28 protein-coding genes are annotated in these 25733 nt (G+C 72.7%); 16 read left to right on the forward strand and 12 right to left on the reverse strand.

All coding sequences use genetic code 11. The annotated features are described in order from the left end of the window. Nucleotides 1-14 precede the first annotated feature (14 nt). The 7 genes from crcB (ACFVQG_RS01005) to ACFVQG_RS01035 form a co-directional block, all read right to left on the reverse strand. Complete coding sequence (crcB, locus tag ACFVQG_RS01005) at nucleotides 15-389, reverse strand: fluoride efflux transporter CrcB (RefSeq protein WP_383375330.1); 375 nt, start codon at nucleotides 387-389, stop codon at nucleotides 15-17. Continuing rightward, nucleotides 386-769 (reverse strand): DUF190 domain-containing protein, encoded by a 384-nt coding sequence (locus ACFVQG_RS01010; RefSeq protein WP_383375332.1) that lies wholly within the window; start codon nucleotides 767-769, stop codon nucleotides 386-388. Before ACFVQG_RS01010 ends, crcB (ACFVQG_RS01005) begins: the two co-directional genes overlap by 4 nt. Continuing rightward, complete coding sequence (gene crcB / locus ACFVQG_RS01015; protein ID WP_383375334.1) at nucleotides 766-1227, reverse strand: fluoride efflux transporter CrcB; 462 nt, start codon at nucleotides 1225-1227, stop codon at nucleotides 766-768. Before crcB (ACFVQG_RS01015) ends, ACFVQG_RS01010 begins: the two co-directional genes overlap by 4 nt. 162 nt (nucleotides 1228-1389) lie before the next feature. Beyond that, nucleotides 1390-2400, reverse strand: a complete 1011-nt coding sequence (locus ACFVQG_RS01020) for an SMP-30/gluconolactonase/LRE family protein (RefSeq protein WP_383375336.1) — start codon at nucleotides 2398-2400, stop codon at nucleotides 1390-1392. 17 nt (nucleotides 2401-2417) lie between these two features. Continuing rightward, nucleotides 2418-2705 (reverse strand): ArsR family transcriptional regulator, encoded by a 288-nt coding sequence (locus ACFVQG_RS01025; RefSeq protein ID WP_383375338.1) that lies wholly within the window; start codon nucleotides 2703-2705, stop codon nucleotides 2418-2420. Between the two features lie 152 nt (nucleotides 2706-2857). Continuing rightward, nucleotides 2858-4417, reverse strand: a complete 1560-nt coding sequence (locus ACFVQG_RS01030) for an arabinogalactan endo-beta-1,4-galactanase (RefSeq protein ID WP_383375340.1) — start codon at nucleotides 4415-4417, stop codon at nucleotides 2858-2860. 112 nt (nucleotides 4418-4529) lie between these two features. Further along, nucleotides 4530-6551 carry a beta-galactosidase gene (locus ACFVQG_RS01035; protein ID WP_383375342.1) on the reverse strand — a complete coding sequence of 674 codons (2022 nt, stop codon included), beginning with the start codon at nucleotides 6549-6551 and terminating at the stop codon, nucleotides 4530-4532. 184 nt (nucleotides 6552-6735) lie between these two features. On the opposite strand from ACFVQG_RS01035, the gene ACFVQG_RS01040 reads away from it, so the two are divergent. The 6 genes from ACFVQG_RS01040 to ACFVQG_RS01065 all read left to right on the forward strand — a co-directional run bounded on the left by ACFVQG_RS01040 (nucleotide 6736) and on the right by ACFVQG_RS01065 (nucleotide 11871). Beyond that, nucleotides 6736-8067: an ABC transporter substrate-binding protein gene (locus ACFVQG_RS01040; RefSeq protein WP_383375344.1), complete on the forward strand. Its 1332-nt coding sequence runs from the start codon at nucleotides 6736-6738 to the stop codon at nucleotides 8065-8067. Further along, nucleotides 8064-9002, forward strand: coding sequence for a carbohydrate ABC transporter permease (locus tag ACFVQG_RS01045; protein ID WP_383375346.1), 939 nt, complete (start codon nucleotides 8064-8066; stop codon nucleotides 9000-9002). The genes ACFVQG_RS01040 and ACFVQG_RS01045 overlap by 4 nt, the downstream gene beginning before the upstream one ends. Further along, the gene (locus tag ACFVQG_RS01050) at nucleotides 8999-9904 is read left to right on the forward strand and encodes a carbohydrate ABC transporter permease (RefSeq protein WP_383375348.1); all 906 of its coding nucleotides are present in this window, start codon (nucleotides 8999-9001) and stop codon (nucleotides 9902-9904) included. The genes ACFVQG_RS01045 and ACFVQG_RS01050 overlap by 4 nt, the downstream gene beginning before the upstream one ends. Next, nucleotides 9901-10935 (forward strand): LacI family DNA-binding transcriptional regulator, encoded by a 1035-nt coding sequence (locus tag ACFVQG_RS01055; protein ID WP_383375350.1) that lies wholly within the window; start codon nucleotides 9901-9903, stop codon nucleotides 10933-10935. The genes ACFVQG_RS01050 and ACFVQG_RS01055 overlap by 4 nt, the downstream gene beginning before the upstream one ends. Nucleotides 10936-11063: 128 nt before the next feature. Then, the gene (locus tag ACFVQG_RS01060; RefSeq protein WP_383375352.1) at nucleotides 11064-11414 is read left to right on the forward strand and encodes a VOC family protein; all 351 of its coding nucleotides are present in this window, start codon (nucleotides 11064-11066) and stop codon (nucleotides 11412-11414) included. Nucleotides 11415-11481: 67 nt separating this feature from the next. Then, nucleotides 11482-11871 carry a MarR family winged helix-turn-helix transcriptional regulator gene (locus tag ACFVQG_RS01065; RefSeq protein WP_383375354.1) on the forward strand — a complete coding sequence of 130 codons (390 nt, stop codon included), beginning with the start codon at nucleotides 11482-11484 and terminating at the stop codon, nucleotides 11869-11871. 19 nt (nucleotides 11872-11890) lie between these two features. Here the strand turns inward: ACFVQG_RS01065 and ACFVQG_RS01070 are convergent, their stop codons facing one another. Further along, nucleotides 11891-12292 (reverse strand): SseB family protein, encoded by a 402-nt coding sequence (locus ACFVQG_RS01070; protein WP_383375356.1) that lies wholly within the window; start codon nucleotides 12290-12292, stop codon nucleotides 11891-11893. Nucleotides 12293-12837: 545 nt separating this feature from the next. Between ACFVQG_RS01070 and ACFVQG_RS01075 the strand changes: the two genes are divergently transcribed. Further along, nucleotides 12838-13533, forward strand: coding sequence for a type 1 glutamine amidotransferase domain-containing protein (locus ACFVQG_RS01075; RefSeq protein ID WP_383375358.1), 696 nt, complete (start codon nucleotides 12838-12840; stop codon nucleotides 13531-13533). Here the strand turns inward: ACFVQG_RS01075 and ACFVQG_RS01080 are convergent. The 4 genes from ACFVQG_RS01080 to ACFVQG_RS01095 form a co-directional block, all read right to left on the reverse strand. Further along, entirely contained in the window at nucleotides 13469-14608 is a 1140-nt protein-coding gene (locus ACFVQG_RS01080; protein WP_383375360.1) for a serine/threonine-protein kinase, read from the reverse strand. The genes ACFVQG_RS01075 and ACFVQG_RS01080 overlap by 65 nt on opposite strands. 272 nt (nucleotides 14609-14880) lie before the next feature. Further along, complete coding sequence (locus ACFVQG_RS01085; RefSeq protein ID WP_383375362.1) at nucleotides 14881-15753, reverse strand: trypsin-like serine protease; 873 nt, start codon at nucleotides 15751-15753, stop codon at nucleotides 14881-14883. Between the two features lie 191 nt (nucleotides 15754-15944). Continuing rightward, complete coding sequence (locus ACFVQG_RS01090; protein ID WP_383375364.1) at nucleotides 15945-16727, reverse strand: aquaporin; 783 nt, start codon at nucleotides 16725-16727, stop codon at nucleotides 15945-15947. Between the two features lie 37 nt (nucleotides 16728-16764). Continuing rightward, nucleotides 16765-17073: an ArsR/SmtB family transcription factor gene (locus ACFVQG_RS01095; protein WP_383375366.1), complete on the reverse strand. Its 309-nt coding sequence runs from the start codon at nucleotides 17071-17073 to the stop codon at nucleotides 16765-16767. Nucleotides 17074-17161: 88 nt separating this feature from the next. Here ACFVQG_RS01095 and ACFVQG_RS01100 point away from each other — a divergent pair, with 88 nt between their 5' ends. From ACFVQG_RS01100 to ACFVQG_RS01140, 9 genes are all read left to right on the forward strand, one after another. Beyond that, the gene (locus ACFVQG_RS01100) at nucleotides 17162-17569 is read left to right on the forward strand and encodes an arsenate reductase ArsC (protein WP_383375368.1); all 408 of its coding nucleotides are present in this window, start codon (nucleotides 17162-17164) and stop codon (nucleotides 17567-17569) included. Between the two features lie 60 nt (nucleotides 17570-17629). Next, nucleotides 17630-17980 carry an NADH-quinone oxidoreductase subunit A gene (locus tag ACFVQG_RS01105; protein ID WP_383375370.1) on the forward strand — a complete coding sequence of 117 codons (351 nt, stop codon included), beginning with the start codon at nucleotides 17630-17632 and terminating at the stop codon, nucleotides 17978-17980. Next, nucleotides 17971-19041 carry a hypothetical protein gene (locus tag ACFVQG_RS01110; protein ID WP_383375372.1) on the forward strand — a complete coding sequence of 357 codons (1071 nt, stop codon included), beginning with the start codon at nucleotides 17971-17973 and terminating at the stop codon, nucleotides 19039-19041. The genes ACFVQG_RS01105 and ACFVQG_RS01110 overlap by 10 nt, the downstream gene beginning before the upstream one ends. Then, entirely contained in the window at nucleotides 19034-19969 is a 936-nt protein-coding gene (locus ACFVQG_RS01115; protein ID WP_383375374.1) for an NADH-quinone oxidoreductase subunit H, read from the forward strand. The genes ACFVQG_RS01110 and ACFVQG_RS01115 overlap by 8 nt, the downstream gene beginning before the upstream one ends. A 20-nt stretch (nucleotides 19970-19989) precedes the next feature. Beyond that, nucleotides 19990-20514, forward strand: a complete 525-nt coding sequence (locus tag ACFVQG_RS01120) for an NADH-quinone oxidoreductase subunit J (protein WP_383375376.1) — start codon at nucleotides 19990-19992, stop codon at nucleotides 20512-20514. Next, nucleotides 20511-20816 (forward strand): NADH-quinone oxidoreductase subunit NuoK, encoded by a 306-nt coding sequence (gene nuoK, locus ACFVQG_RS01125; protein ID WP_383375378.1) that lies wholly within the window; start codon nucleotides 20511-20513, stop codon nucleotides 20814-20816. The genes ACFVQG_RS01120 and nuoK overlap by 4 nt, the downstream gene beginning before the upstream one ends. Next, on the forward strand, nucleotides 20813-22669 hold the full coding sequence (locus tag ACFVQG_RS01130) for an NADH-quinone oxidoreductase subunit L (protein ID WP_383375382.1): 1857 nt from the start codon (nucleotides 20813-20815) through the stop codon (nucleotides 22667-22669). The genes nuoK and ACFVQG_RS01130 overlap by 4 nt, the downstream gene beginning before the upstream one ends. 137 nt (nucleotides 22670-22806) lie before the next feature. Continuing rightward, nucleotides 22807-24315: a NuoM family protein gene (locus ACFVQG_RS01135; protein WP_383375384.1), complete on the forward strand. Its 1509-nt coding sequence runs from the start codon at nucleotides 22807-22809 to the stop codon at nucleotides 24313-24315. Continuing rightward, on the forward strand, nucleotides 24312-25730 hold the full coding sequence (locus ACFVQG_RS01140; protein ID WP_383375386.1) for an NADH-quinone oxidoreductase subunit N: 1419 nt from the start codon (nucleotides 24312-24314) through the stop codon (nucleotides 25728-25730). The genes ACFVQG_RS01135 and ACFVQG_RS01140 overlap by 4 nt, the downstream gene beginning before the upstream one ends. The last annotated feature ends 3 nt before the right edge of the window (nucleotides 25731-25733 follow it).

Consider the following 25733-nt stretch of genomic DNA (forward strand, 5'->3'; position numbering starts at 1 on the left):
GCTGGCCCCGACGGCTACCCCCACACCGCCCGCGCCACCGCCACCCCCGCGAACGCCGCCCCCAGCCCCACCGCCACGCTCACCACCGCGTTGGCCACGGCGTACCGGCGCGCCCCCGACTCCGCGAGCCGCAGGGTCTCGTAGGAGAAGGTCGAGTACGTCGTCAGCGCCCCGCACAGCCCGGTGCCGAGGAACAGCAGCAGGGGGGAGTCGGCGGCTCCGGCGACGGCCGCGCCGGTGAGGAGGCCGAGCAGCAGGCTGCCGGTGACGTTGACCGTGAAGGTGCCCCAGGGGAAGACCGAGTCGTGCCGGGACTGCACCGCGCGGTCGGTCAGATAGCGCAGCGGGGCGCCGATCATGCCGCCCGCGATGACCAGGAACCAGTTCATTCGGCGCCTTCACGTCCCACGGTGGGGGTCCCCCCGGTCGAGCGAGGCCGGGACTGGGGGAGGATGACCTCGCAGTCGTCGAGGATCACCAGGCCCGCGGTGACGAGTTCGTCGAGCTGCGGCAGGAAGTCCCGGACCCGCTCCTCGGTGTCGACGATCACCACGGCCACCGGCAGGTCCTCGCTCAGGGAGAGCAGCCGGGAGGTGTGGATCAGGGAGGACGCGCCGAAGCCCTCGATGCCGCGGAAGACGCTGGCGCCCGCGAGCCCGGCCCGCTGGGCCCGGTGGACGATCTCCGAGTAGAGGGGCCTGCGGTGCCAGGTGTCGTTCTCCCCGACGAGGACGGTGACGCGCAGCGCGCGCCCGGTCAGTCCGGTCATCGCTGCCTCCCGAGCAGAACGCGGCGGGCCGCCGTCGTCGCGAGCCACACCGCCGTGAGCGCCGCGAGCAGGGTGGCGGCGAGATAGGCCAGCGCGGTGCCGGGGTGGCCCGCGTCGATCAGGTCGTGGATGTCGACGGCGTACGTCGAGAAGGTGGTGAAGCCGCCGAGGACGCCGGTGCCGAAGAACGGGCGGACCAGCGGGTGCGCGGTCCTGGCCTCGGTGACGGCCACCAGGAACACGCCGATCACCGCGCAGCCGATGACGTTGGCCCCGAAGACGGCCCAGGGGAAGCCGCCCGCCCCGGTGGGCCACCACAGGGCCACCGCGTACCGGGCCGCCGCGCCCGCGCCGCCGCCGAGGGCGACCACCGCGACCACGGGGAGCTGCGCGCGCCACGCCGACCGCCGTGCGGGGCGGGTGTCCAGGGGGAGGCTGTCGGTCTCGGGAATCGTCATCGCCGTACGTCTCCTACTCGCCAGGCCCGGGCAGGACGCCTGTCGTCGCGAGGAGGGACCGTTGGCGGCACCGGTGCCGCGGTTCGGGTACGGCGGGCCCCACCGCCGCGCCGCGCGGGTGATCGCGGCCGGTCAACAGGGTAACCCGGGGGCCGTGCCCGGTCACTTCGGGGGCGGCGCCGCGCAGACCGCGACACCGTGCTCCCACAGGCTGCCGAGGACCAGGTGCCCGTCGGTCTCGCAGACGCTGGTGACCATGCGGAAGCGGGAGTGGCGCCGGGTGAGGTGGTGGAGGACCGTGCCGGTGTCGTCGAGGGCGAGGAGGCCGACCATGCCGGTGGGGCGGAAGGGGACGCGCCGGGCGGCCCGGGCGGCGCCACGGCGTACGGCGGCGGGTGCGGCGTGGTGCAGGAGGTCCAGGGCGGGGACGCGGGGACCGGCCAGCGCGGCCCAGACGGGGCCGCCCGAGCCGCGGCGCCACAGGTTGTCGGGAAGGCCGGGCAGGTCGGCGGCGAAGGGCTCGGCGCGACCCGCGCCGGGTCCGGTGAGCCGGTAGCGGGTGAGGCGGTGGGCCCCGGTCTCGGCCACGACGAGGAAGGAGCCGTCGGCGCTCGCGGCGAGGCCGTTGGCGAACTGGAGCCCCTCCAGGAGCACTTCGGGTTCCCGGGCGCCGGGCGCGAGGCGCAGCAGGCGGCCGGTGCCGGTGTGTTCGACCAGGTCGCCGATCCAGTGCTCCAGGGGGTGGCGACGGCTGGAGACGGTGAAGTGGACGCTGCCGTCGGGGAGGGCGACGGCATTGCTGGCGAACCGCAGCCGCTCCCCGGCCACCGAGTCGGCGAGCACCCGCACCCGGCCGTCGGTGAGGTCCACGTTCAGCAGCCCGCGTACGGCGTCGCACACCAGCAGCGTGCCGTCCGGGAGCGGTTCCAGGCCGAGCGGGCGACCGCCGGTGTCGGCGAGCAGCTCGACGCGGGGGCCGCGGGGGCCGGGGTCGGTGAGGCCGTCGAGGCGCAGGATGCGGCCGTCCTCGACGCCGGTCAGGACCCGGCCGCGGGCGTCGGTGACGACGTCCTCCGGGCCCCGGCCGCCGATGTCGACGTAGCGCACCGGGACCAAGGGCTCGGGAGGGGGCGTCACCAGGGCCTTCGGCGCGTGAACGGTGCTCACAGGCATCCTCCTCGTGGCCTCGGTCACCAGCCCTTTTCAAACATCCGGGCGACTTCGGCGATCCGGAACTCGTCGCGGCGGTAGTGGACGCGGCGCCGGATCCGCTTCGTGCGCAGCAGGCCGATCGCCGTGAGGAGGACGAGATGGCGCTCGGCCACCGGGCGGCGGACGCCCAGGCGGGTGGCGACGGCGTCGGCGGTGACGCCGTCCGCGACGGGATCCGTGTGCCGCTCGGGCGGGAAGTGGGCGGCCGGGTCCTTCAGCCACTCCAGAATCTCCAGGCGCACACCGGTGACGGGAGTCCTCAGCATCTGGTCGTCCCTCTCGCTCTGCCCCGACAAGACGATTCCCCACTGTGACGCCCGGCGCACCTCCGCGTCCCGGACTCGGCGGTCCTTGTCCGGGACCGTACGGCGTCTTGACAGGGGTCCGGCCGTCCCCGGCCGGACCCCTCGGGCGGTGCTCAGCGGTGGCGGAACCACGCCATCGCCGGAAGCGCCCGGTCGTCGTACCCGAACAGGGCCTGGTTCTCCCAGCCGTTGCCGGAGGCGGGGTCGGTCGGGTCCCAGCCGTTGCCGTCCACCGCGGTCCAGGTGGCCTCCCAGTAGAAGACGCCGAGGCCACGGCCGTTGGGGACGGCCTCCACGATGCTGGCGATGTCGTTCATCCACCGGGTCTGCCCGGTCGTGCTGGCGGGGTAGCCGGGGACCAGTTCACCGCTGACGTCGATGATGTTCTCGTGCGCGTCCTTGCTGTCCAGCCGGAACGGGTAGGCCGTCTCGGCGACGTAGACGGGCTTGCCGTAGCGGGTGGCCGCGTCGTCCAGGGTGGTCTGGAAGTCGTACAGGGTGCCGTGCCAGTAGCCGTAGTACGACAGCCCGATGACGTCGAACTTCACGCCCTTCGCCACCGCGTTGTCGAACCACCAGCGGGTTCCCTCGAGGTCGCCGCCCTCGGCGAGGTGCAGGGCCACGGTGGTGGAGGAGCTGACCGCCTTGACGGCGTCATAGCCGGAGTTGAGCAGACCGGCGAGCTGGGTCCAGTTGTCGGTGGAACCCTCGCTCCACAGCATGCCGCCGTTGATCTCGTTGCCCACCTGGACCATGTCGGCGGTGGTGCCCTGCGCCTTCAGCGCGTTCAGCACGTCGTACGTGTGGTGGTAGACGTCCGTCCTGAGCTGACCGTACGAATGGCCCGCCCAGGCGGCTGGCTTGGTCTGGTGGCCCGGGTCGGCCCAGGTGTCCGAGTAGTGGAAGTCGACCAGGAGCTTCATGCCCTGGGCCTTGACGCGCTTGGCCGTCGCCAGCACGCGCGCCTTGTTGTTGTAGCCGTCGGCCGGGTTCACCCAGACCTTCAGGCGCGCGTAGTTCATCCCGGCGGACTTCAGGACGGAGAGGGCGTCGCCCGTGGTGCCGGAGGCGGTGCGGTAGACGCCGCCCTTGGCCTCGCTCTTGGCGAGGGAGGAGATGTCGGCACCCTTGATCGCTGTACTGGATGTCCCGGACGTCAATGTCAGGTCGTCAACATTGATCCAGTTGCCCGCGTTCGCGTCACTGTTGATGCTGATGGTGCACTGGTTGCCGGTCACATTGACCGGCACGACGATACGGATCCACCCTGACGCGGAGACCGGCAGATCCGTGCGCTGTTCCGTGCCGCCGCAGTTCCTCACGGCTATGTAGGCGGAGTTCTGGCCGCCTCCGGAGCGGACCCAGGCGGTGAGCTTGTAGCTGCCGTTCGCCAGCCCGGACAGGTACTGGTAGGTCTCCACCTTGTAGGCGGACGACGACCAGTGGCTCAGCCGGTAACCGCCGCTGCGGCCCCCGGCCTCGGAGTAGGACGCCGCGGCCGTGCCGTACTCGGACCAGCCGCTGGGTACGGCGGCGCCCGCCCCGTCGGCCTCGAAGCCTCCGTTGGTGAGGGTGCTCGCGGCCTGGGCGGTCTGGGCGGGCAGGGCGGTGAGGGCGAGCCCGGCCGTGAGCGGCAGGAGCAGGGCCTTGAGTGTGCGTCTGGGATGGAACATCGACGTTCGTCGTCCCTTCGACGTGGTGGGGAGGTCGACCTCCGCTCCGGTGGCGGAGGCGGCCCCTCCGCCCGCGGCTCACATCGGCTCGCGCGGGCGGAGGGGAGTCGGCTCAGCCGTCGAGTCGGACGACCCGCACGGCTCCCGCCGGGACCGCGAGGCGGCCCGCGGCGCGGTCTCCGGTCAGCAGCTCGGTGCCGGATCCGTCCAGCGGCACCTTGGCGTCGGTGGCGGTGTGGTTGAGGGCGAAGAGGTAGGTACCGGACTCACCGGTGCGGCGGACCACCTCCACGTCCCGCGGCAGGTCCGCGCGCGGCGCGATGCGCGCGTCCTCGGCCGCCGGGGCCAGCACGGCGTCGAGGGCCTCGGCGCCCAGCCGGGTGGAGATGTACCAGGCGGTGCCCTCGCCGAGGCGGTGGCGGGTGACGGCGGGACGACCCGCGGTCAGTCCGTCGGCGTACGTCCACACGGTCTCGGCGCCGCGCGGCACCACGAACTCCGTCCACACGTCGGCGTCGAGTTCGGAGCCCTCCGGCCCGGTCAGCCGCACCCGCTCGCCCGCGAGCAGCGGCGAGAACTCCTCGACGCTGAGCCCGAGGACGTCCCGCAGCGCACCCGGGTAGCCGCCCTCGTGCACGGCGTCGTGCTCGTCGACGATGCCGGAGAAGTACGAGACCACGAGGGTGCCGCCGCCTTCGACGTACGCCTTCAGGTTGGCCCCGGCCGCCTCCGTCATCAGGTACAGGGCGGGTACGACGACAAGGGGATAGGCCGACAAGTCGGCTTCCGGGTGGGCGAAGTCGACGGTGAGGTGGCGGTCGTAGAGGGCCTCGTAGAAGGTGTCGGCGCGTTCGCGGGCGTCGTGGTCCTCGCTGGGGCGCCAGTCGAGGTTCTGCGCCCACCAGGAGTGCCAGTCCCACAGGACGGCGGCGTCGGCGACGGTGCGGGTGGAGCGGATCTCGTGCAACGACTCCAGGGCGGCGCCCAGTTGGACGACCTCGCGCCACACGCGCGTGTCGGTGCCGCCGTGCGGGACCATCGCCGAGTGGAACTTCTCGGCGCCGCGCCGGGACTGCCGCCACTGGAAGAACATGGCGCCCTCGGAGCCGCGCGCCACATGGGCGAGGGAGTTGCGGGCCATCTGGCCGGGGGCCTTGGCCGGGTTGCGGGGCTGCCAGTTCACACCGGACGTGGAGTGCTCCAGGAGCAGCCAGGGGGCGCCGCCCGCGACGGAGCGGGTGAGGTCGGCGGCCATGGCGAGGTTGACGTGGGTGCGGCGGCCGTCGGTGATCAGGTAGTGGTCGTTGGTGACGAGGTCGACCTCGCGGCCCCAGGCCCAGTAGTCGAGGGAGTCGCACTGGCTGAGGGCGGTCATGAAGTTGGTGGTGACCGGGATGCCCGGGGACAGCCGGTGCAGGATGTCCCGCTCGGTGCGGAAGTTCTCACGAATGGTGGCGTCGGCGAAGCGCCGGTAGTCCAGCGCCTGGGCGGGGTTGCCGACGGTCGGGGCCAGCCGCGGCGGGTTGATCTGGTCAACAGTTGAGTAGCGCTGTCCCCAGAAGGCGGTTCCCCATGCGTCGTTGACCGCGTCAACGGTGCCGTAGGTGGTGGTCAGCCACCGGCGGAAGTGGGCGGCGCAGGAGTCGCAGTAGCAGGCCGAGACGGGGACGCCGTACTCGTTGTGGACGTGCCACATCGCCAGCGCCGGGTGGTCGCCGTAGCGCTCGGCGAGCCGGGTGGTGATGTTCGCGGCGGCGGCGCGGTAGTCGGCGTTGCTGTGGCAGATGGCGCCGCGGGAGCCGAACTCGTAGCGGGTGCCGTCAGCGGTGACGGGCAGGGCGTCGGGGTGGGCGCGGTAGAACCACGCGGGCGGTACGACGGTGGGGGTGCCGAGGTCGACGCGGATGCCGTTCTCGTGCAACAGGTCCAGGACCCGGTCCAGCCAGCCGAAGTCGTAACGGCCGGGGTCGGGCTCCAGGAGCGCCCAGGAGAAGATCCCGACGCTCACCAGGGAGACCCCGGCCTCCCGCATCAGCCGGACGTCCTCCTGCCAGACGCTTTCCGGCCATTGCTCGGGGTTGTAGTCCCCACCGAAGGCGAGCCTCGTGAGGCCCTGGGGCGTGGTCTCCGGCATGGATCTCTCCCGGTTAATCGATCATTTGGGAACGTGCACAGACATTATTGGCGGTGCGATGCCAACATAACCGCACAGCAACAACCATTGACAAGTGTCCGGGATGTTTCTCTACTGTGAACGCTCACAGACAGCATGGCAGGCCCCCGCAGCAGGCGAGGGCCCCAGGCCAGGGGAGAAATCCATGCCCAACACCAAGCGTCGTCGGCTCTTTGTGAGAAGTGCGGCCACGTCCCTCGCGGTCACCCTCGGCGCCACCGCGCTCGCCGCCTGCGGCTCGTCCGACGACGACGGCGACGCCCAGTCCGGCCCGGTCTCGCTGACGTACTGGACCTGGACCCCCGGGATGGACAAGGTCGTCGACCTGTGGAACAAGGGGCCGGGCAAGGAGCAGCAGATCACCGTCACGGTGAAGAAGCAGGCCTCCGGCGACACCCTCGTCACCAAGATCCTCACCGCGCACAAGGCGGGCAAGGCGCCCGACCTGGTCCAGGCCGAGTACCAGGCGCTGCCGACCCTGGTCAGCAATGACGCCCTCGCCGACATAGGCGACAAGGTCGGCGACGCCCAGGGCAAGTTCGCCGAGGGGGTCTGGCAGCAGACGACGCTGGGCACGGACGCGGTCTACGCGGTGCCGCAGGACATCGGGCCGATGATGTTCTACTACCGCGAGGACCTGTTCAAGGAGTACGGCCTGAAGGTCCCGCACACCTGGGACGAGTTCGCCGAGACCGCCCGCGCGCTGAAGAAGAAGGCCCCCGACAAGGACCTGACCACGTTCTCCGCCAATGACTCCGGCCTCTTCGCGGGCCTCGCCCAGCAGGCGGGCGCCAAGTGGTGGACCACCGAGGGCGAGCGGTGGAAGGTCGGCATCAACGACGCGGCGACGAAGAAGGTCGCCGAGTTCTGGGGCGGCCTGGTGCAGGAGGGCGCCATCGACAACCAGCCGATGTACACCCCGGCCTGGAACAAGGCGCTCAACACCGGTCAGCAGATCGCCTGGGTGAGCGCCGTGTGGGCGCCGGGCACGCTGACCACCGCCGCGCCGGACACCAAGGGCAAGTGGGCCATGGCCCCGCTCCCCCAGTGGTCCGACAGCGAGAACGTCACCGGCAGCTGGGGCGGCTCCTCCACCGCCGTGACCACCGACTCGAAGAACCAGGACGCCGCGGCCAGGTTCGCCGCCTGGCTGAACACCGACGGGGACGCCCTCAACGCGCTGGCCAAGGAGAGCGGCATCTACCCGGCCTCCACCGCCGCCCAGCTCAGCGGCGCCTTCACCACGCCGCCGGACTACTTCTCCCACCAGGCCGACTTCTACACCGAGGCCGCCGAGATCGCCAAGAGCACCGCGCCCTCGGCCTGGGGCCCGAACGTGAACGTCGCCTACACCACCTTCAAGGACGCGTTCGGCGCCGCCGCCAAGAACAAGTCGGACTTCACCGCCGCCCTGGACGCCATGCAGGAGGACACGGTCGCCGACATGAAGAAGCAGGGCTTCGAGGTCGCCGAGTGACCAGCACGGCACGCGGGAGGTCGTACGGGGTCAAGGGGGCCCCGTATGCCTTCCTGCTCCCCGCGACGCTCCTCTTCCTCCTCTTCTTCGCGCTCCCCATCGGCTACGCGGTCTGGCTCAGCTTCCGCAAGGTGAAGGTGTCCGGCCTGGGCCTTGGCTCCGGGGCGCGGCGCGAAGTGTGGGCGGGGTTCCAGAACTACACCGACGCCTTCGGCGACAGCGAACTCCTCGACGGGGCGCTGCGCGTGGTCGGCTACGGCTGCATCGTCGTCCCCGTCATGCTCGGTCTGGCGCTGCTGTTCGCGCTGATGCTGGACTCCGACCGGGTCCGCCTCACCCCCTTCACCCGGCTCGCGATCTTCCTGCCGTACGCCATCCCCGGGGTGGTGGCGGCGCTGCTGTGGGGCTTCCTCTATCTGCCGGACGTCAGCCCCTTCTACTTCGTGCTCGACAGGCTGGGGCTGCCGCAGCCGGATCTGCTGGACGGCGGTCCGCTGTATCTCGCCCTGTCGAACATCGCGGTGTGGGGCGGCACCGGCTTCAACATGATCGTCATCTACACCTCGCTCCAGTCGATCCCGGCCGAGGTGTACGAGGCGGCCAAGCTGGACGGGGCCACGCCCACGCAGATCGCGCTGCGGATCAAGATCCCGATGGTGGCGCCCTCGCTGGTGCTGACCTTCTTCTTCTCGATCATCGCGACGCTCCAGGTGTTCAGCGAGCCGACCACCCTCAAACCGCTCACCAACTCCGTGTCCACCACCTGGAGTCCGCTGATGAAGGTGTACCAGGACGCCTTCGGCAAGGGCGACATCCACGCGGCCGCCGCCCAGGCGACGCTGATCGCGCTGGTGACCCTGGTGCTGTCGTTCGGCTTCCTGCGGGCCGCGAACCGCCGCAACAGGCGGGACATCAGTCAAGGAGCCGCACGATGAGTTCCGTTGCCGTCCGCAAGGCCGCCCCGGCGGCCGGGACCACCCCGGGCACCGCGCAGGGACCGCCGCTGCGCCGCCGTGTCGCGCTCATCCCGACGCTCACCCTGCTGCTGGGCGCGCTGTACTGTCTGCTGCCCGTGGCCTGGGTGGTGATCGCGTCCACCAAGTCGGGCAGCGAGCTGTTCTCCACGTTCACCTTCCTGCCGGGCAGCGGCTTCACGGAGAACCTCTCCGACCTGAACGCCTACCGCGACGGCGTGTACTGGCAGTGGATGGGCAACTCCGCCCTCTACGCCGTCCTCGGCGCGCTGCTGTCGACGGTCGTCTCCTCCTTCAGCGGCTACGCGCTGGCGACCTACCGCTTCCGCGGCCGGGAGACGATGTTCAACGTGCTGCTGGCGGGCGTGCTGATGCCGCCGGTGATCCTCGCCATCCCGCAGTACCTGCTGCTGGCGAAGGCGGACCTCACGGACTCCTACCTGTCCGTGCTGCTGCCGCAGATCCTCTCCCCGTACGGCGTCTACCTCTCGCGGATCTACGCCGCCGCCGCCGTGCCCGCCGATGTGGTGGAGGCCGGGCGGATGGACGGGGCGGGCGAGTGGCGGATCTTCACCCGGATCGCGCTGCCGATGATGGTCCCGGGTCTGGTGACGGTGTTCCTGTTCCAGTTCGTGGCCATCTGGAACAACTTCCTGCTGCCGTACATCATGCTCAGCGACGACGAGAAGTTCCCCATCACACTCGGTCTGCACACCTTGCTCGAACAGGGTTCCAACACTCCGGCGCTGTACACCCTGGTGATCACCGGCGCGTTCCTCGCGGTGCTGCCGCTGGTCGCGCTGTTCCTGGTCATCCAACGGTTCTGGAGCCTGGATCTGCTGTCCGGGGCCGTAAAGTCATGACCATGAGCAACACCACGGGGGGCAGGCGCAGACCGCCGACGATCCATGACGTGGCGCGCGAGGCGGGCGTCTCGCGCGGCACCGTCTCACGGGTCCTCAACGGCGGTCACTACGTCAGCCCGGCCGCGCAGGAAGCCGTCAACGCGGCCATCCGCAAGACGGGTTACGTCGTCAACCGGCACGCCCGGTCGCTGATCACCGGGCGCTCCGACTCGGTCGGCTTCCTGCTCACCGAGCCGCAGGAGCGGTTCTTCGAGGACCCCAACTTCAATGTGCTGCTGCGCGGTTGCACCCAGGCGCTGGCGGCGCACGACGTCGCGCTGCTGCTGATGCTGGCGGGCACGGAGGACGAGCGGCGGCGCATCACCCGGTACATCACCGCCGGGCATGTCGACGGGGTGCTGCTGGTCTCCAGCCACTCCGGCGATCCGGTGGCGCAGGAGCTGCGCGAGGCGGGGGTGCCGCTGGTGGCCTGCGGCAAGCCGATCGGGCTCGGTTCCAAGGTCAGCTATGTGGCCGCCGACGACCGGGACGGCGCCCGGGACATGGTGCGGCATCTGCTGTCGCTGGGGCGGCGGCGGATCGGCGTGGTCACCGGTCCGCTGGACACGCCCGGGGGTGTGGAGCGCCTCGCCGGTTACAAGGAGGTGCTCACCGAAGCGGGCATCGCGGTCGACGAGCGGCTCGTCGTCTCCGGCGACTACAGCCGGGCCAGCGGTGAGGCGGGCGCCGAGCGCCTCCTTGAGCGGGCGCCGGACATGGACGCGGTGTTCGTCGCCTCCGACCTGATGGCGCAGGGCGTGCTCGCCGCGCTCCAGCGGGCGGGGCGCCGGGTGCCGCGGGACATCGCGGTCGGCGGCTTCGACGACTCCCCCGCCGCGGTCTCCGTCAGCCCCGAGCTGACGACCATACGGCAGCCCTGGGACCGGATCAGCGCCGAGATGGTCCGGGTGCTGCTCGCCCAGATGGGCGGGGAGGCGCAGGCGGCGGTCATCCTGCCGACGGAGCTGGTGGTGCGGGAGTCGACCTGACGGGTCGGCGCGGGGTCCGGGCAACCGGTCAGGATTCGAGAAGCGGCCCGCCGCTCGCCCGGCCTAGCGTGAGATCACCGGCGCGAACGGGCGCCGGGCAGCTCTCACCTCGTACCAAGGAGTACGTCATGACCGAGGCAGCGGACACGATCATCTACCCCGTCAAGGACCTGGACCGGGCGAAGGCGCTGTTCAGCGCGTTGCTGGGGGTCGAGCCGTACGCGGACGAGTCCTACTACGTCGGGTTCCGGGTCGGCGGGCAGGACGTCGGGCTCGACCCCAACGGGCACGCCAAGGGCATGACCGGTCCGGTCCCCTACTGGCCCGTGGCCGACATCCGGGAGAGCCTCGCGGCGCTGGTGGCCGCCGGGGCGGAGCCCGTGCTCGACGTACAGGACGTGGGCGGCGGCAAGCTGATCGCCTTCGTGAAGGACGCCGACGGAAACCTCGTGGGGCTGACCCAGAACCCGCCCGCCTAGGCCGACGGCTGCCCCGCACACTAGTTGCACACTCAACGACCGGTGGAATCGGTGTTACCGTGCGGGTATGGCAGCGAAAACGGCCGACGCGGGCCTTGCGCAACGGTGGCGGGAGATCCTCGGCGTGCACGCGCGCACCGTGGCCGAGATCGACCGGGCCCTGCATCCGCACGGCATCGGCGCCAGCGACTTCGAGGTGCTCGACGTGCTCACCACGGAGGCCCTCGACGAGGACGCCCAGTGCCGGGTGCAGAACCTGGTCGGACGGGTGCACCTGAGCCAGAGCGCCCTGTCCCGGCTCATCGGCCGCCTGGAGAAGGACGGTCTGGTCGAGCGTTCCATGTGCACCGACGACCGGCGCGGGGTGTGGGTGCGCCCGACCGACAAGGGCCGGGCGCTGCACGCCGAGGTGCTGCCGGTGCAGCGGGCGGTGCTGGCGCGGATGCTGGGCGACTAGTCACCCGGGCAGCCGTCGCCTACGGCCTCGCCAGCAGATTGCGCACCCCCTCCGAGGTGAGGGTCAGGCCGTGGTCGGAGCTGGCGTCGATGGTCAGGGACAGGTCGTCCGAGGGCCACTGCGAGGCGAGCGCGCCCAGCGGGATCATGCGGTAGCGGGAGACGAACGGCAGCAGCTCGGCCATCTCCGGCTCCGAGGTGAACACCGGCACCACGGGTTCGCCGCCCGGCTGCTCGAGGACGGGCAGCGCTACGGCGGCGGGGTTGGTGGCGTCCTCGTCGCCTACGTCGTCGGGCACCGGCACCAGCACGTCGCTGCTCGCGAGCGTGTCCAGCGCCGCCTGGTCCTCGGTGTTGACGACCAGTGCGTCCAGCGCCTGCCGGGCCGGAGTGGCGTGCGGGTCGTTCGCGGGTGTGTCCATGGTGGATTCCCTGGTCGTGGCGGTCGTGCGGCCCCGCCCGGGCCAAGATCGCCGCCCGGTGCGGTGACCGACGCGTACCCGATCGGGCGCGGTGCAATCCTGTCCTGCCGCGGTGAGTGGCGGGGCGCTCGTGGTTACCCGCCAGGCAGTGACCCGAGCGGCAGCAGGTGGCACTCATGAACCGCACGACGAGTCCCGGGACGTGGTGAGGGCCGTCAAGGACGTCGACTTCCCCGCGGGCGAGGACGACCTGATCGACGCGGCCAAGCGGTCCGGGGCCCCTCGGAGGTCGTCGCGGCGCCGCGCGGCAGTCCGCGGGAGTCGTACGCCCACCGGGACGAGGTCCCCCGGTCGGGCGCCGGGTCCGTCGACAGGACCCACGACCGACCCATTGGAATGCCGATGTCTGACATTGGCTTTCGCATTGGATACCGATGGGTCCTCGGCCTACCGTCGAGGGCGTCACCGCGTCGGCGGTCCGGCTTCCGGAGCGTCGGCGACCGCAGCCCCGGCCCACCGGCCGGGCACGCTCCCGGAGTAGCCCGATGTCCAAGATCCTTTTCGTGATGACCGGCGCCGACCACTGGACCCTCGCCGACGGCACCGCGCACCCCACCGGCTTCTGGGCCGAGGAGGCCGTCGCCCCGTACGAGGCGTTCCGGGCCGCCGGTCATGAGGTCGTCGTCGCCACGCCGGGCGGCGTCGTCCCCACCGTCGACCGGGGCAGCCTGGCCGCCGACGTCAACGGCGGGCAGGAGGGCGCCGACCGGATCGTGGCCGCCCTCGCGGCGATGACGGAGCTGGAGCACCCGGTCAAGCTGGAGGAGGTCGACCTCGGCGACTACGCCGCCGTGTTCTACCCCGGCGGCCACGGCCCGATGGAGGACCTCGCCGTGGACCCGGTGTCGGGCCGTCTGCTGACCGACGCGCTGGACGCGGGCACGCCGCTGGGCGTGGTCTGCCACGGTCCGGCCGCGCTGCTGGCCGCCGAGCGCGCGGACGGCACCAACGCCTTCGCGGGGTACCGGGTGGCCGCCTTCACCAACGCCGAGGAGACCCTGGGCGGCCTCGCCGACCGGGCGAAGTGGCTGCTGGAGACCCGGCTGCGGGAGGCGGGCGTCGAGGTCGCGGCCGGTGAGCCGTGGGTGCCGAACGTGGTCGTCGACCGCGATCTGGTCACCGGCCAGAACCCGGCGTCCTCCGCGCCGCTCGCCGCGGAGCTGCTGAAGAAGCTGGGCTGAGCCCGGTCCCCTTGGGCTCCTCGCCCCCTTCGCGGGGTGCGGTCGGCTCGGAGGTCGGGCGCGGGTCGGGGGCCTTCGGGTCGCCGCCGGACGTGACGGACGCGCCCAGGCCGAGGGCCGCGCTGAGCAGGGCGGCACCGGCCAGACCCGCGACGCCCTTCAGCGGCCGGGCGGGACGGTCCGCCGCCACCGGCAGGACGGCGGTCGGGGCGAGGGGCCGCCCCCGGGGCAGGACGACCGTCTCCTCCGCCGGGTCGGCATGCCGCGCGGCGGCCAGCCACAGCGCCGCGTGCTCGGCCGTCGGGCGCCGCTCGGGGTCCTTGGCCAGCAGGCGCAGCACGTAGTCGGCCAGCGCGGGGCCGATCGCGGGGCGCAGTTCGCCGGGCGGCGCGGGCACGGCGTCGACGTGCTGCTGGACCACGGTGAGGGACGTACCGACGAACGGCGGGCGGCCGGTGAGCAGTTCGTACAGCACACAGCCGAGCGCGTACACGTCGGAGGCGGGCCTGCCCGGACGGCCGACAGCGCGCTCGGGGGCCAGATAGGCGGCGGAGCCGATGACCTTGCCGGTGGCGGTCAGGGTGCGGGCGGCGGTGTCGGTGAAGCGGGCGATCCCGAAGTCCGTGATCTTCACGGTGCGGTCGGCCGTGAGCATCACGTTGCCGGGCTTGATGTCACGGTGCACGACCTGACGGCGGTGGGCGGCGGCCAGGCCCGCGGCCATCTGCGCGGCGATGTCCGTGGCCTCCTCGGGGCCGAGCACGGTGCGCCGGTCGCGTTCCTCGGCGAGGCTGTGGCCGTCGACGAGTTCCATGACCAGATACGGCCGCCCGTCCTGGGAGCCGAAGTCGTAGACGCGCACCAGGTTGGGGTGGCTGACGCGGGCGGCGGTCTGTGCCTCCAGCCGGAAGCGTTCGGCGTCCTCGGCGCCGTCCGGGCCGGTGCCCTCGGGGGGCAGCAGCTTCACGGCGACGGGGCGGCCGAGGATCTCGTCGGTGGCGCGCCAGACCTCGCCCATCGCGCCGCGTCCCATCGGTTCGTCCAACCGGTACCGCTCCGCCACGAGCACGCCCACACCCACCTCGTTTCTGAAGCCACCGCGCCAAGGCGCCCTGGGTGCGGGACGGGCAGGCGGACGGGGGGAGTGTGTCGCCTGCCCGCCCCGTGCGCGAGGACCCGCCGGGAGGGAGGTCGCGGGTCCCGCGGGGCCGCGGTCACGGGCCCAACCGGTACAGCGCACCCGCTCCTACGGGTGTCACACCCGGCGCCCCGCAAACCCGGCCGTGGCCCGGAAGCCTTCGGACCTGACGGCCCCGGACCACGGCGGCTTCGGAAACGACGGTCCGGCTACGGCAATTGCACGAACGGCGCCAGGAACGCGCGGGCGCCGGGGGTGTCCAGCCGGTACGTCACATTCGTGGCGTAGCACGGGGAGTCGCCGGTGATCGTGGTGGCGGCCAGGACGGCGCGGCCGTCGATGACCGCGAAGTTGGGGCCGCCCGAATCGCCGTAGCAGGCACCGCCGTTGCCCTGCGGGGCGGTCATCGCCAGGCGTGCCCAGGCGTTGTTGAGGGCGTCGAAGGTGACGGGCGCCTTCATGCGGACGCCGCCGCCGGGGTGGGTATGGCCACCGGGGCCACGGGCGGCCTCCTGGGTGCCGTAGCCCGCCACGAACCAGTCGGTGGAGTTGAGGCCGCGCGCCCCGAGCATGCCCAGTTGGTTCGCGGTCGGCAGGGTCGCCGGGGTGAAGCTCCAGCGGTCCCTGACCTTGGCGGCGGACAGTTCGACGACCGAGATGTCCCGGGTGTCGGAGGCGGGACCGGGGTAGCCGGGGTGGTTGTGGGCGGTGCCCTCCACGGCGACGGCCCGGGCCTGGGCGGCCGGGTCGCCCGGGTACCGCTGGGCGGCGGCGTCGAGTCCGGACTGCACGTCCTGGTCGAGGGACACGTGGAACTTCACGTTGTCCGGCCAGTCGGTGGTGCAGTGGGCGGCGGTGAGGAAGGTGTCGGCGTCGATCATGGTGCCGGAGCAGACCCAGTCGACCCGGTCCGGGGTGGTGGGGTCGGCGTCGTTGTCCCAGGTGGCGACGAGCGCGCCGACCTCGGTGCGTTCGGGGGCGGGCGTCGCGTTGTAGGAGTTGATGGCCGAGGACGGCAGTGCCGCGGTGAGCACGGCCGCACAGGCCGCCGCGGTGACGGCGGTGGCGCGTATGGCTGACAAAAGAACTGACCCTTCTGCTGGTGGAGCGGGGTTGTTCTCCTGTGGGAGGTGGGCCAAGTGAAGCGCCTGAGTCGATCTACGGCAAGAGGGAACCGCCGGTCTTGAGTTCAGGGGGCCCGGCGGCCGACGACTCACCCGCTGGAGGCCGACGCGGTCTTCGTGGTCTATGCGGTCTACGCGGCCTACGCGGCCTACGCGGTCTTCGCGGTCTTCGCGGTCTTCGCGGTCATGAAGACCACCGAGACCAGCGCGAGCCCGGCCGCCGCCCCCACCAGCTGCATGCCGATGAACCCCGGCACGGATCCCGGCGCGATCCCCGCGAAGGTGTCGGTGAAGGCGCGCCCGACGGTCACCGCCGGATTGGCGAAGGAGGTGGAGGAGGTGAACCAGTACGCGGCGCCGATGTACGAGGCGACCGCGGCCGGGGCGAAGCGCAGCCGGTCGGTGCGGGCCAGCCCGAAGATCAGCAGGATCAGGCCCGCCGTGGCGACCACCTCGCCCAGCAGCAGCTGCCCCGCCGAGCGGTCGTGTGCGGACCAGGCGACCAGCGGCTCACCGAACATCGCGTTCGCCAGCACCGCGCCCGCGATCGCGCCCACGGTCTGCGCCGGGACGTAGACGGCCACCTCCCGCGCACCGACCCCGGGGCCGCCGCGGCGGGCGGTCCACCACTCGGCCAGGGTGACGGCGGGGTTGAAGTGCGCCCCGGAGACCGGGCCGAGCAGGGTGATCAGCACGCCGAGCCCGAAGACCGTGGCCAGGGAGTTGGCCAGCAGTTGCACACCCACGTCCCGGGTCAGCTCGGTGGCCTGGATGCCGGAGCCGACCACCACCGCCACCAGCGCGGCCGTACCCACCAGCTCGGCGGCGGCCCGGGCGAGCAGGGGCGCGCTCGGCGGGGTGGCGCCGGGGGCGGGCCGGGGCTCGGCGGCAGGGGCCGCGGGCTGCCCGGCGGTCTCCTCGGTGACGCTCAACGATGACTCCTCGGTCGTGGTCGCCGTACGCGGCGGATCAGGGACAGGACCGCTTGTTGTCCGCGGCCGTACGGGCGGACTCGGCCAGCTCGGCGAACTCGCCCGCGAGCTGGGCGATGACGTCCGGGCGCAGCTTGTAGTACGTGAACCGGCCGCAGGGCTCCGTCTCGACGACTCCCGCCTCGCGCAGGACTCTCAGATGGTTGGAGAGGTTGGTCTGCTTGGCGCCGGTCTCCTCCACGAGGTGGCTGGTGCACAGCGTCTCCTGGGCGAGCAGGGTCACGATCCGGAGCCTGAGCGGGTCCGCCAGAACCCGGATCAGGTCAGTGTCGACTGACGTCATCATGCACTGATACTGTCACATCAGTGGTAGCTGACACCACTGAGTGCTGATGCCATCTACCCCGCTTCCCTCCGAGACAGGTGAGACCCCGATGTCCGACAAGCCCTCCGTGCTGTTCGTCTGCGTGCACAACGCGGGCCGTTCCCAGATGGCCGCCGCCTGGCTCACCCATCTCGCCGGAGACCGCGTCGAGGTCCGCTCCGCGGGCTCCCACCCGGGCGCCGAGGTCAACCCCGCGGCCGTCGAGGCGATGCGCGAGGTCGGCATCGACATCTCGGCGGAGGTCCCCAAGACGCTCACGGTGGACGCCGTCAAGGAGTCCGACGTCTGCATCACCATGGGCTGCGGCGACACCTGCCCCGTCTTCCCCGGCAAGCGCTACCTGGACTGGCAGCTCGACGACCCGGCCGGACAGGGCGTCGAAGCCGTACGACCCATCCGCGACGAGATCAGGAAGCTCGTCGAAGGCCTGATCGAGGAGATCGCCCCCAAGAGCTGATCACCCCGGCCCCGGGCGCGTCTGCCCGCCCGTCCCACCGCGCGGCGGCACCATGGGCGCATGAGCGGATGGCAGCCGGTGACGGCCCTCCTCGGCGTGGTGGTCGGGGGCGTGGCGGTCCTCTACGCCTGGGGCGCCTGGCTCTCGACGGCGGAGCAGCCCATGCGGAGCGGACCGTTCAGCGGCGGCCCGGCACCGCGCGAGCACGCGTTCTCCCGTTTCCATGTGCGCTGGTACCCGGTCACCATGATCTTCCTGGCCTTCGACATGGAGATGCTGTTCATGTACCCCTGGGTCAGGGTGGTGTCCGAGGTCGGCAGCAGTGCCGTCGTGGAGATGTTCCTGTTCCTCGGGATCCTGTTCGCGGGTGTGCTCTACGCCTGGCGCGAGGGTGCGTTCCGATGGACGTGAGAGCCGCCCTGCGGCGTACGGCCCTGGCCCGCCCGGCCGTCCTGCTGGTGCCGCTCCCCGGGGCGACCGCCGTCCGCCTGGCGGCCGAGGCGGAACTGCGGCGGCGCGGCTGGCCCCGGGCGCTGTCCCCCGCCGCCGCCAACCTGCTGGTCGTCGCGGGCGGTACCGACGACGCCCTGCTCGACGCCGTGTGGCGGCAGGTGCCCGCGCCCCGGCAGCGGGTCGCCCTGCCCGGCACGGCGGACCTCGCCGACCGGCTGGACACGGCCGCCGCCCGCCTCGCCTCCCATCCGGCGCCGGAACCCTCCGTGCCACCGCACGCCGACCCGCCCATGGCCGACCGCGCCGACGACCGCGACGGACTGCGCCTCGACCGGCTCCACGTACCGCTCGGCCCGGCCCTCGCCGACTGGCCGTGCGGTCTGATCGTGCGTACGGCCCTCCAGGGCGATGTCATCCAGGAGGCGGAGGTCGGCCACCTCCCGGTGCCCGCCGGGTCCACGTCGTACTGGAACGGCCCCTGGCTGCGGGCGGCCCGCGGCGCGCACGTGACCCGCGGGGAGGCCGCCCGGCGCCGGTGCGCGGCGCATCTGGACAGCCTCGGCCGGTTCCTCGGCGTCGCCGGGTGGCGCGAGGCCGCCGCCCGCGCGGGGCGGCTGCGGGACACGGTCCTGGCCGGTAGGACGTCCGACGCGGACCGCGCCGAAGTGCTGCGGCTGGTACGCCGGGTGGCGCGCTCGCGCACCCTGCGCTGGCTCACCGCGGGGCTCGGCCCCGAGGGTCTGACGGGCGACGTGCACGACCGGGTACGGGTGTGGCTCGGCGAAGTGGCGCGGGCCGTGGGCGAGTTCGAGGACCCGGTGCCGCTCACGCCCGGCGACACCGAGGGGCCGCGGGGCCTGGTCGACGGGGACCGGCCGCCGTCCGCCGCTCTCCTGGACGTGCTGCCGGGGCTGCTGCGGGGCGCGGAGTTCGCGGCGGCGCGGCTGATCGTCGCCAGTCTCGATCCCGACGTGGACGAGCTGGGCGACGTACCCGCGCGGGAGGCGTCGTATGGCTGACAGCGCACCCGCGTGGGCGGTGCTCGTGCTGCCGCCGCTGCTGGTGGGCGGGGCCCTGCTGGCCGCCGGACTCGACGCCGTGCTGTACGCGTCGGCGCGGGACGGACGGACCGTCCTGGCGCAGGCCGCGGCGCCGCCGCGGGAGGCCCTGCGGCTGCTGGTGCAGCAGCCCCGCCGTACGACCGCCGCGGACACCGTGCTCGGCCGGACCGGTGTGGTCCTGGTGCCCGTCGCCGCCGTGCTCGCGGCCGTGGTGCTGCCGCTCGGCTTCACCCCGGTGAGCGACCTGGGCGTGGGCGTCGTGTGGTTCAACGCGATGGAGGCGCTGGCCTGGGCGGCGGTGTGGCTGGCGGGCTGGGGGCCGAACTCCGTGCTGTCACTGATCGGCGGGTACCGGTTCCTCGCCCAAGGGCTGGCCTACGAGCTGCCGCACATGCTCGCCATCACCACGGCCGCGCTCGGCGCCGGGTCGCTGCGGGTGGGTGAGGTGGTGGACGCCCAGCGGGGGCTGTGGTTCGGAGTGTGGATGCCGGTGGCCCTCGTGGTCTATCTGGTGAGCGCGCTGGCCATGTCGTTCTGGGGTCCCTTCGACGCGCCGACCGGGCGGGACCTGGCGGGCGGGGCGGCGGCCGAACTGTCCGGGGTGGACCGGCTGGTGCTGCTGGGTGGCCGGTGGGTGCTGCTGGTGGTGACCGCCGCGTTCAGCGTGCCGCTGTTCCTCGGTGGCGGGCACGGTCCGCTGCTGCCCGGCTGGCTGTGGACGCTGCTGAAGACGGCGGCGGTGGTGGGGCTGCTGGTCGCGGGCAGGCGTCTGGTGCCCACGCTGCGGATGGACCGCTATCTGGAGCTGGCGTGGCTGGTGCTCGTCCCGGCGGTGCTGGTGCAGGCGCTCGTGGTCGCCGTCGTCGTACTCGAACAGAGGCCCTGAGAGACCGGAGGTCGCCTCGCATGCTCACGGACGTGGTCTTCTGGGTCCTCGCCGTGGTCGCCGTCGCCGCCGGGGTGCTGGTGTTCCGCGTCGACTCCATGGCGCGGGCGACGTACGCGCTGCTCACCGCCCTGCTCTGCGGGGGCGGTGAAGTGCTGCTGCTGGGCCTGGACTACCTCGGTGTGGTGATCGTGCTGATGATGACGATCGAGATGGCCCTCATGGCCGTGTTCATGGTGATGTTCATGATGAACCCGGCCGGTCTGATGCCGATGTCCATGGTGCACAACACCCGGGGCGCGGCCGTGATCTGCGGGCTGGTCTTCGCCGCGCTGGCCACCGGCATCCTGGTCACCGACTGGCCGGACCGCCGTGGCGCGCCGCCCGCGGATCCCACCAAGGCGCTCGGCATGTCGCTGATGGGTCCGCAGATGCTCACCATGATGACCTTGGGCATGGCCCTGTTCGCCACCATCGTCGGCACCGTGGTGCTGGCGACCCGCCGTGGCCGGTACGACGTCGACCGGCCGGGGGTCAGCCGGTGACGCTGCAACTGCTCCTGCTGCTGGCGGCAGCGCTGTTCAGCGTCGGGCTGTTCGGCGCCCTCACCCAGCAGTCGGTCGTGATGCTGATGATGGGCCTCGAGCTGATGCTGGGCGGACTGATCGTCGCCGCCGCGGCCGTCTGGCACTTCGTCTCCCCCACGGCGGCCGACGGACAGGTGCTGGTCGTCGTCGCCGTCACCGTCATGGCGGTCGAGATGGCCGTCGGCTTCGCCGTCGTCACGGCGCTCTTTCGCACCCGCGAGGTCGACATGACCGACATGGCGGCGGAGTTGAGGGAGTGAGCGGGACGCTGTGGGCGCTGGTCGTCCTGCCGGTGGTGGTCGGTGCGGTGCTGCTGGTCGCGGGGCGGGTCGTCGACCGGGCGGCTCCCGTCGTCGCCGTGGCCACCGCCGTCGCCGGTCTCGGCCTGGCCATCCCGGTGGCCTTCGGTCATCCGGCCGTCCGGGCGCCGCTGCTCGCGGGGCTGCCGTACCGGTTGCGGGTCGACGGGCTGTCGGGGCTGCTCGTGGTCACCGTCGCCGCCGTCACCCTCGCCGTGCTGGTGTTCGGCGTCTGGGACATCGGACCCGGGGAGGCCCGCGCCCGCTTCTTCGGGCTGATGCTGCTGTTCGCCGGGGCGATGCTCGCGACGGTCACCGCGGCCGATCTGCTGGTGCTGCTGATGGCCTGGGAGGTCATGGGCGCCACGTCCTGGGCGTTGATCGGCTACTGGTGGCGGGACCGGGAGCGGGTGCGCGCCGCGGACACCGCGTTCCTGACGACCCGGGCGGCGGATCTCGGCCTGTACCTGGCCGCCGGTGCCGCGCTGGCGGGCGGACGGCCCGGGTCGCTCGCGCTGGACCGGCTGGACGAGGCCACCGGCCCCTGGCTGTCCCTGCTCACGGCGGGGGTGGTCGTGTCGGCGCTCGGCAAGTCGGCGCAGTTGCCCTTCGCCTTCTGGCTCTCCCGCGCCATGTGGGGCCCGGCACCCGTCTCGGCGCTGCTGCACTCAGCGACCATGGTGGTGGCGGGGGCGTATCTGCTGCTGCGGCTCGGGCCGCTGCTCGACGCCTCCGGCTGGGGCGCACCGGCCGTCGCGTGGACCGGGGCGGCGACCTCGGTGCTGCTCGGGCTGGTCGCCGTGGCGCAGCGCGACCTCAAGCAGTTGCTGGCGGCGTCCAGTTGTGCGCAGATCGGGTTCATGGTGCTGGCCGCCGGGGTCCACGGGACCGCCGGGGGCACCCTGCAGCTGATGGCGCACGCCGCCGCCAAGAGCCTGGCCTTCCTCGCCGCCGGTGCCTGGCTGACCCTGCTCGGCACCAAGGCGCTGCCCGCGCTGCGGGGCGCGGCGCGGCGGCACCGCGTGGCCGGGGCCGCCTTCACCGTCGCCGCGCTGACGCTGGCCGGGGTGCCGCCGCTGTCGCTGTGGGCGGCCAAGGACGTCCTGCTGGCCGCCGCGCTGGAGCGGAGCCCGTGGCTGTACGCGGCGGGGCTGGCGGCGGCGGTGGTGTCGGCGGCGTACAGCGTGAAGGCGCTGTGGTTCGTGTGGCGGCCCGACGACGGGCGGGGCGCCCCCGGCACCGGCCGTCGGATGCCCCTTGCCGGAGGGCTGCCGCTGCTCGTGCTCGCCGTCGCCTGCGCGGCGCTGACGGCGCCCGCCTTCCCGCCCGTGTGGGACGCCGTGGTCCGGGTGCTCGGCCCTCAGGCCGCCCCGCACACCGGGGAGTTCGTGCTCTCCGGCGCGCTGGCCGTGGCGGCGTCCGGCGCCGCGTGGGTGTGGGGCGCGCGGGATGTACCCGTGCCGCACGCGCGCGTGCGGGGCTGGTTCGTCGACTGGCTGGGCCTGGAGGCGCTGGCCCGCGCCGTCGTCGTACGGCCGGTCCTCGGGCTGGGCCGTGCGCTGGCCGTGTTCGACGACCGGGTGCTGGACCGGGGGGTGGAGGGCGCCGCGCGGGGCGTCGTCCGGCTGGCGGGGCGGACCGACCGGCGTGCCGAGCGGGGGCTCGTCGACGGGGCCGTGGAGGGGGTGGCGTCGGGCGCCGGGGCGCTGGGGCGCTGGGCGCGGCGCCCGCAGACCGGGCAACTGCACCAGTACCTCGCCCAGGCCGTCGCGGCCTTCACCGTCCTCGCCGTCGTCCTCGCGCTGGTGAGGTGACCGCCGTGCACACCGTCCTCGTCGTCCGCGTCCTCGTGAGGTGACCGCCGTGCACACCATCCTCGTCCTCCGCGTCCTCGTGAGGTGACCGCCCTGCACACCGTCCTCGTCCTCCGCGTCCTCGTGAGGTGACCGCCGTGCTCACCGTCCTGGTTTTGCTGCCGACCGTCGTGGCGGCGCTGCTGCTGTGCGTGCCGCGCGCGGCGCCGCGCGGGCTGTTCCGCTGGGCGTGGACGGCGACCGCGGCCGTCGAACTGGCCCTCGCCGTCACGGTGTGGGCGGGCTACCGGGCCGACGGCGGGACGCAGTACGAGACCCGGGCGCGCTGGATCCCCGGCGCGGGCGTGAGCTACCACGTCGGCGTCGACGGGCTGTCGCTGCCGCTGGTGGCGCTGACCTGCGTGCTGTTCCTGGCCTGCGCGCTGTACGCACTGCGCGGCACCCCCAAGGTCAGGGAGTTCGCAGCGCTGTTCCTCTTCCTCCAGACGACCTGCCTCGGGCTGTTCGTGGCGCTGGACCTGATCCTGTTCTTCCTCTTCTTCGACCTGTCGATCGTGGCCATGTACTTCGTGATCGCCGGTTGGGGGCACCGGGGCGCGGCCCGGGCGGCGCTGAAGTTCTTCCTGTACACGTTCATCGGGTCGCTGGCGCTGCTGCTCGGCTTCATCGGGCTGTACCTCGCGGCCGAGCCGCACACCTTCGACATCGTCGACCTCACCCGGGAGAACCCCTTGGCGGGCCGCTCCGGGTACGGCGCGCTGGTGCTGCTCGCGGTCGGTGTCGGCCTCGCGGTGAAGACGCCGACCGTGCCGTTCCACACCTGGCTGCCGCCCGCCCACACCGAGGCGCCCGCCGCCGGGTCGGCGATCCTGGCCGGGGTGCTGCTGAAGATGGGCACCTACGGGTTCCTGCGGATCGCGATGCCGGTGCTGCCGGAGGCATGGCGTACGTACGCCCCGGTCCTCGTCGTGGTGGGCGTGGTGTCGGTGCTGTACGGGGCGCTGGTCGCGCTCGCGCAGACCGACTTCAAGCGGATGATCGCCTACACCTCGGTCAACCACATGGGGTACATCGTGCTGGCCGTCGGTGCCGCCGGTTCCGTGGGCGGCGGGCGGGAGGAGGCGCGGCAGCTCGCGGTGACCGGGTCGGTGGTGCAGATGGTCAGTCATGGTCTGCTCACCGGCGCGCTGTTCCTGCTCGCGGGCGTCCTGTACGAACGGGGCCGGACCTACGACATGGCCGCCTACTCCGGTGTCGCCGGGCGCGCTCCGGTGCTCGCCGCGTGCACGGGCGTCGCGGCGTTCGCGTCGCTGGGGCTGCCGGGGTTCTCGGGCTTCATCGCGGAGTTCCAGATCCTCGCGGGGAGCCTGGGTCCCCGGCCGGTGGCGACCGCGCTGGCGGTCCTCGGCATTCTGCTCACCGCCGCACTCTTCCTGCGCGCCTTCCAGCAGGTCTTCCTCGGGCCGCTACGACTTCCGGTGGCGGCGCCGGGCGCGGACCGGCCGTTCCCCGACGTCCGGGGCCACGAGGGCGCCGCCGTCGTGCCGCTGCTGGCCCTGGGCGTGGTGATCGGGCTCGCGCCGCGGTTCCTGCTGGACGTCGTCGAGCCCGCGTCCCGACGGCTGCTGGAGCTGTTGGCGCGATGACCTCGCTGACCGCCGCCGCCATGGACGAGAACCCGCTGGAGCTGCTGCCGGAGGTCCTCCTCACCGCCTCCGCAGTGCTGGGGCTGCTGCTCGGCTCCTGGCTGCCGCGCACCCGGCAGTGGCTGGTCGGGGCGCTGGCCGCGGTGGCGTGCGCCGCAGGGATCGTGGCGGCGGCGCTGGCACCGGCGACCACCGCGTTCGACGGGGCGTTCAGCGTCGACCCGGTCACCAACACCGCCCGGATCACCGTTCTCGGCGGCACCCTGCTGGTGCTGGTCCTGAGCGCCGTACCGCTGCGGGCCGATCCGCGCGAGAGCGAGTTCCACGTCCTGCTCCAGCTCGCCGCGCTGGGCGCGCTGATGCTCGCCGGTGCGGCCGATCTGCTGTTGCTGGCGGCGGCGTATCTGCTGGCGAGTGTCCCGTCGTACGTCCTCGCCGGTTTCCGCAAGGACGCGTACGGGACGGAGGCCGCGCTGAAGTTCTACGTCGTCGGGGCGTTCCTCGGTGTGGTGATGCTGGCCGGGGTGACCATCCTGTACGCCGCCGGGCGCGGGACGGCGTACCCGGTGCTGCGGGCCGAACTCCCCATGGCACCGGGCGGGTTGGCGGCGGCCGGTGTCGTGGCGCTGCTCGCCGGGCTGCTGTTCAAGGCCGGGGGTGTGCCGGGGCACTTCTGGGTGCCGGACGCGGTGCAGGGCAGCGCGGCTCCGGTGGCGGCGTTCCTGAGCACGCTGCCGAAGATCGGGGCGCTGGCGGCGCTGTACCGGCTGGGTACGGAGGCCCTGCCGGGCGCGGACGTGTCCTGGGCGGCACTGGTCGCCGTACTGTCCGCGGCGTCGATGACGCTCGGCAATCTGGCGGCCTTCTTCCAGCGGGACGTGCGGCGGCTGCTGGCCTACTCGACGATCAGTCAGGTCGGCTATCTGCTGATGCCGGTCGCCGTGGCGGGCCGTACGGACCTCGCCCAGCAGGCGCTGCTGTTCTATCTGGCCGCCTACGCCCTGACGAACCTCGGCGCCTTCGCCGTGGTCTGCGCCCTGCCCGCGCACCGGGAGACCGAGGACTACCGGGGCCTGGGCCGGGACCGGCCGGGCCTCGCCGCAGCCCTGGCCGTCTGTCTGCTGGGCCTGGTGGGGACGCCGCCGACGGCGGTCTTCCTCGGCAAGCTGGAGGCGTTCAGCGCCGCGTTCGACGGCGGCTACGGCTGGCTCGCGGTGGTGGCCGCCGTCAACACCGTGGCCTCCCTCTTCTACTACCTGCGCTGGCTCGCCCCGGCGGTGTTCCCCGGCCGGGGCGGAGCGCCGTACGACGTGGTCCGCGCCGCGTCCGTCACCGCGTACGGGGCGGCGGGCCTGTCCGTGGTCCTCGGTCTGGCCGGTGGGCCGGTGCTGGCGCTGCTGGGGACCGGCCGGTAGTCC

It is taken from the genome of Streptomyces sp. NPDC057877, assembly GCF_042796855.1.
GTDB lineage: Bacteria > Actinomycetota > Actinomycetes > Streptomycetales > Streptomycetaceae > Streptomyces.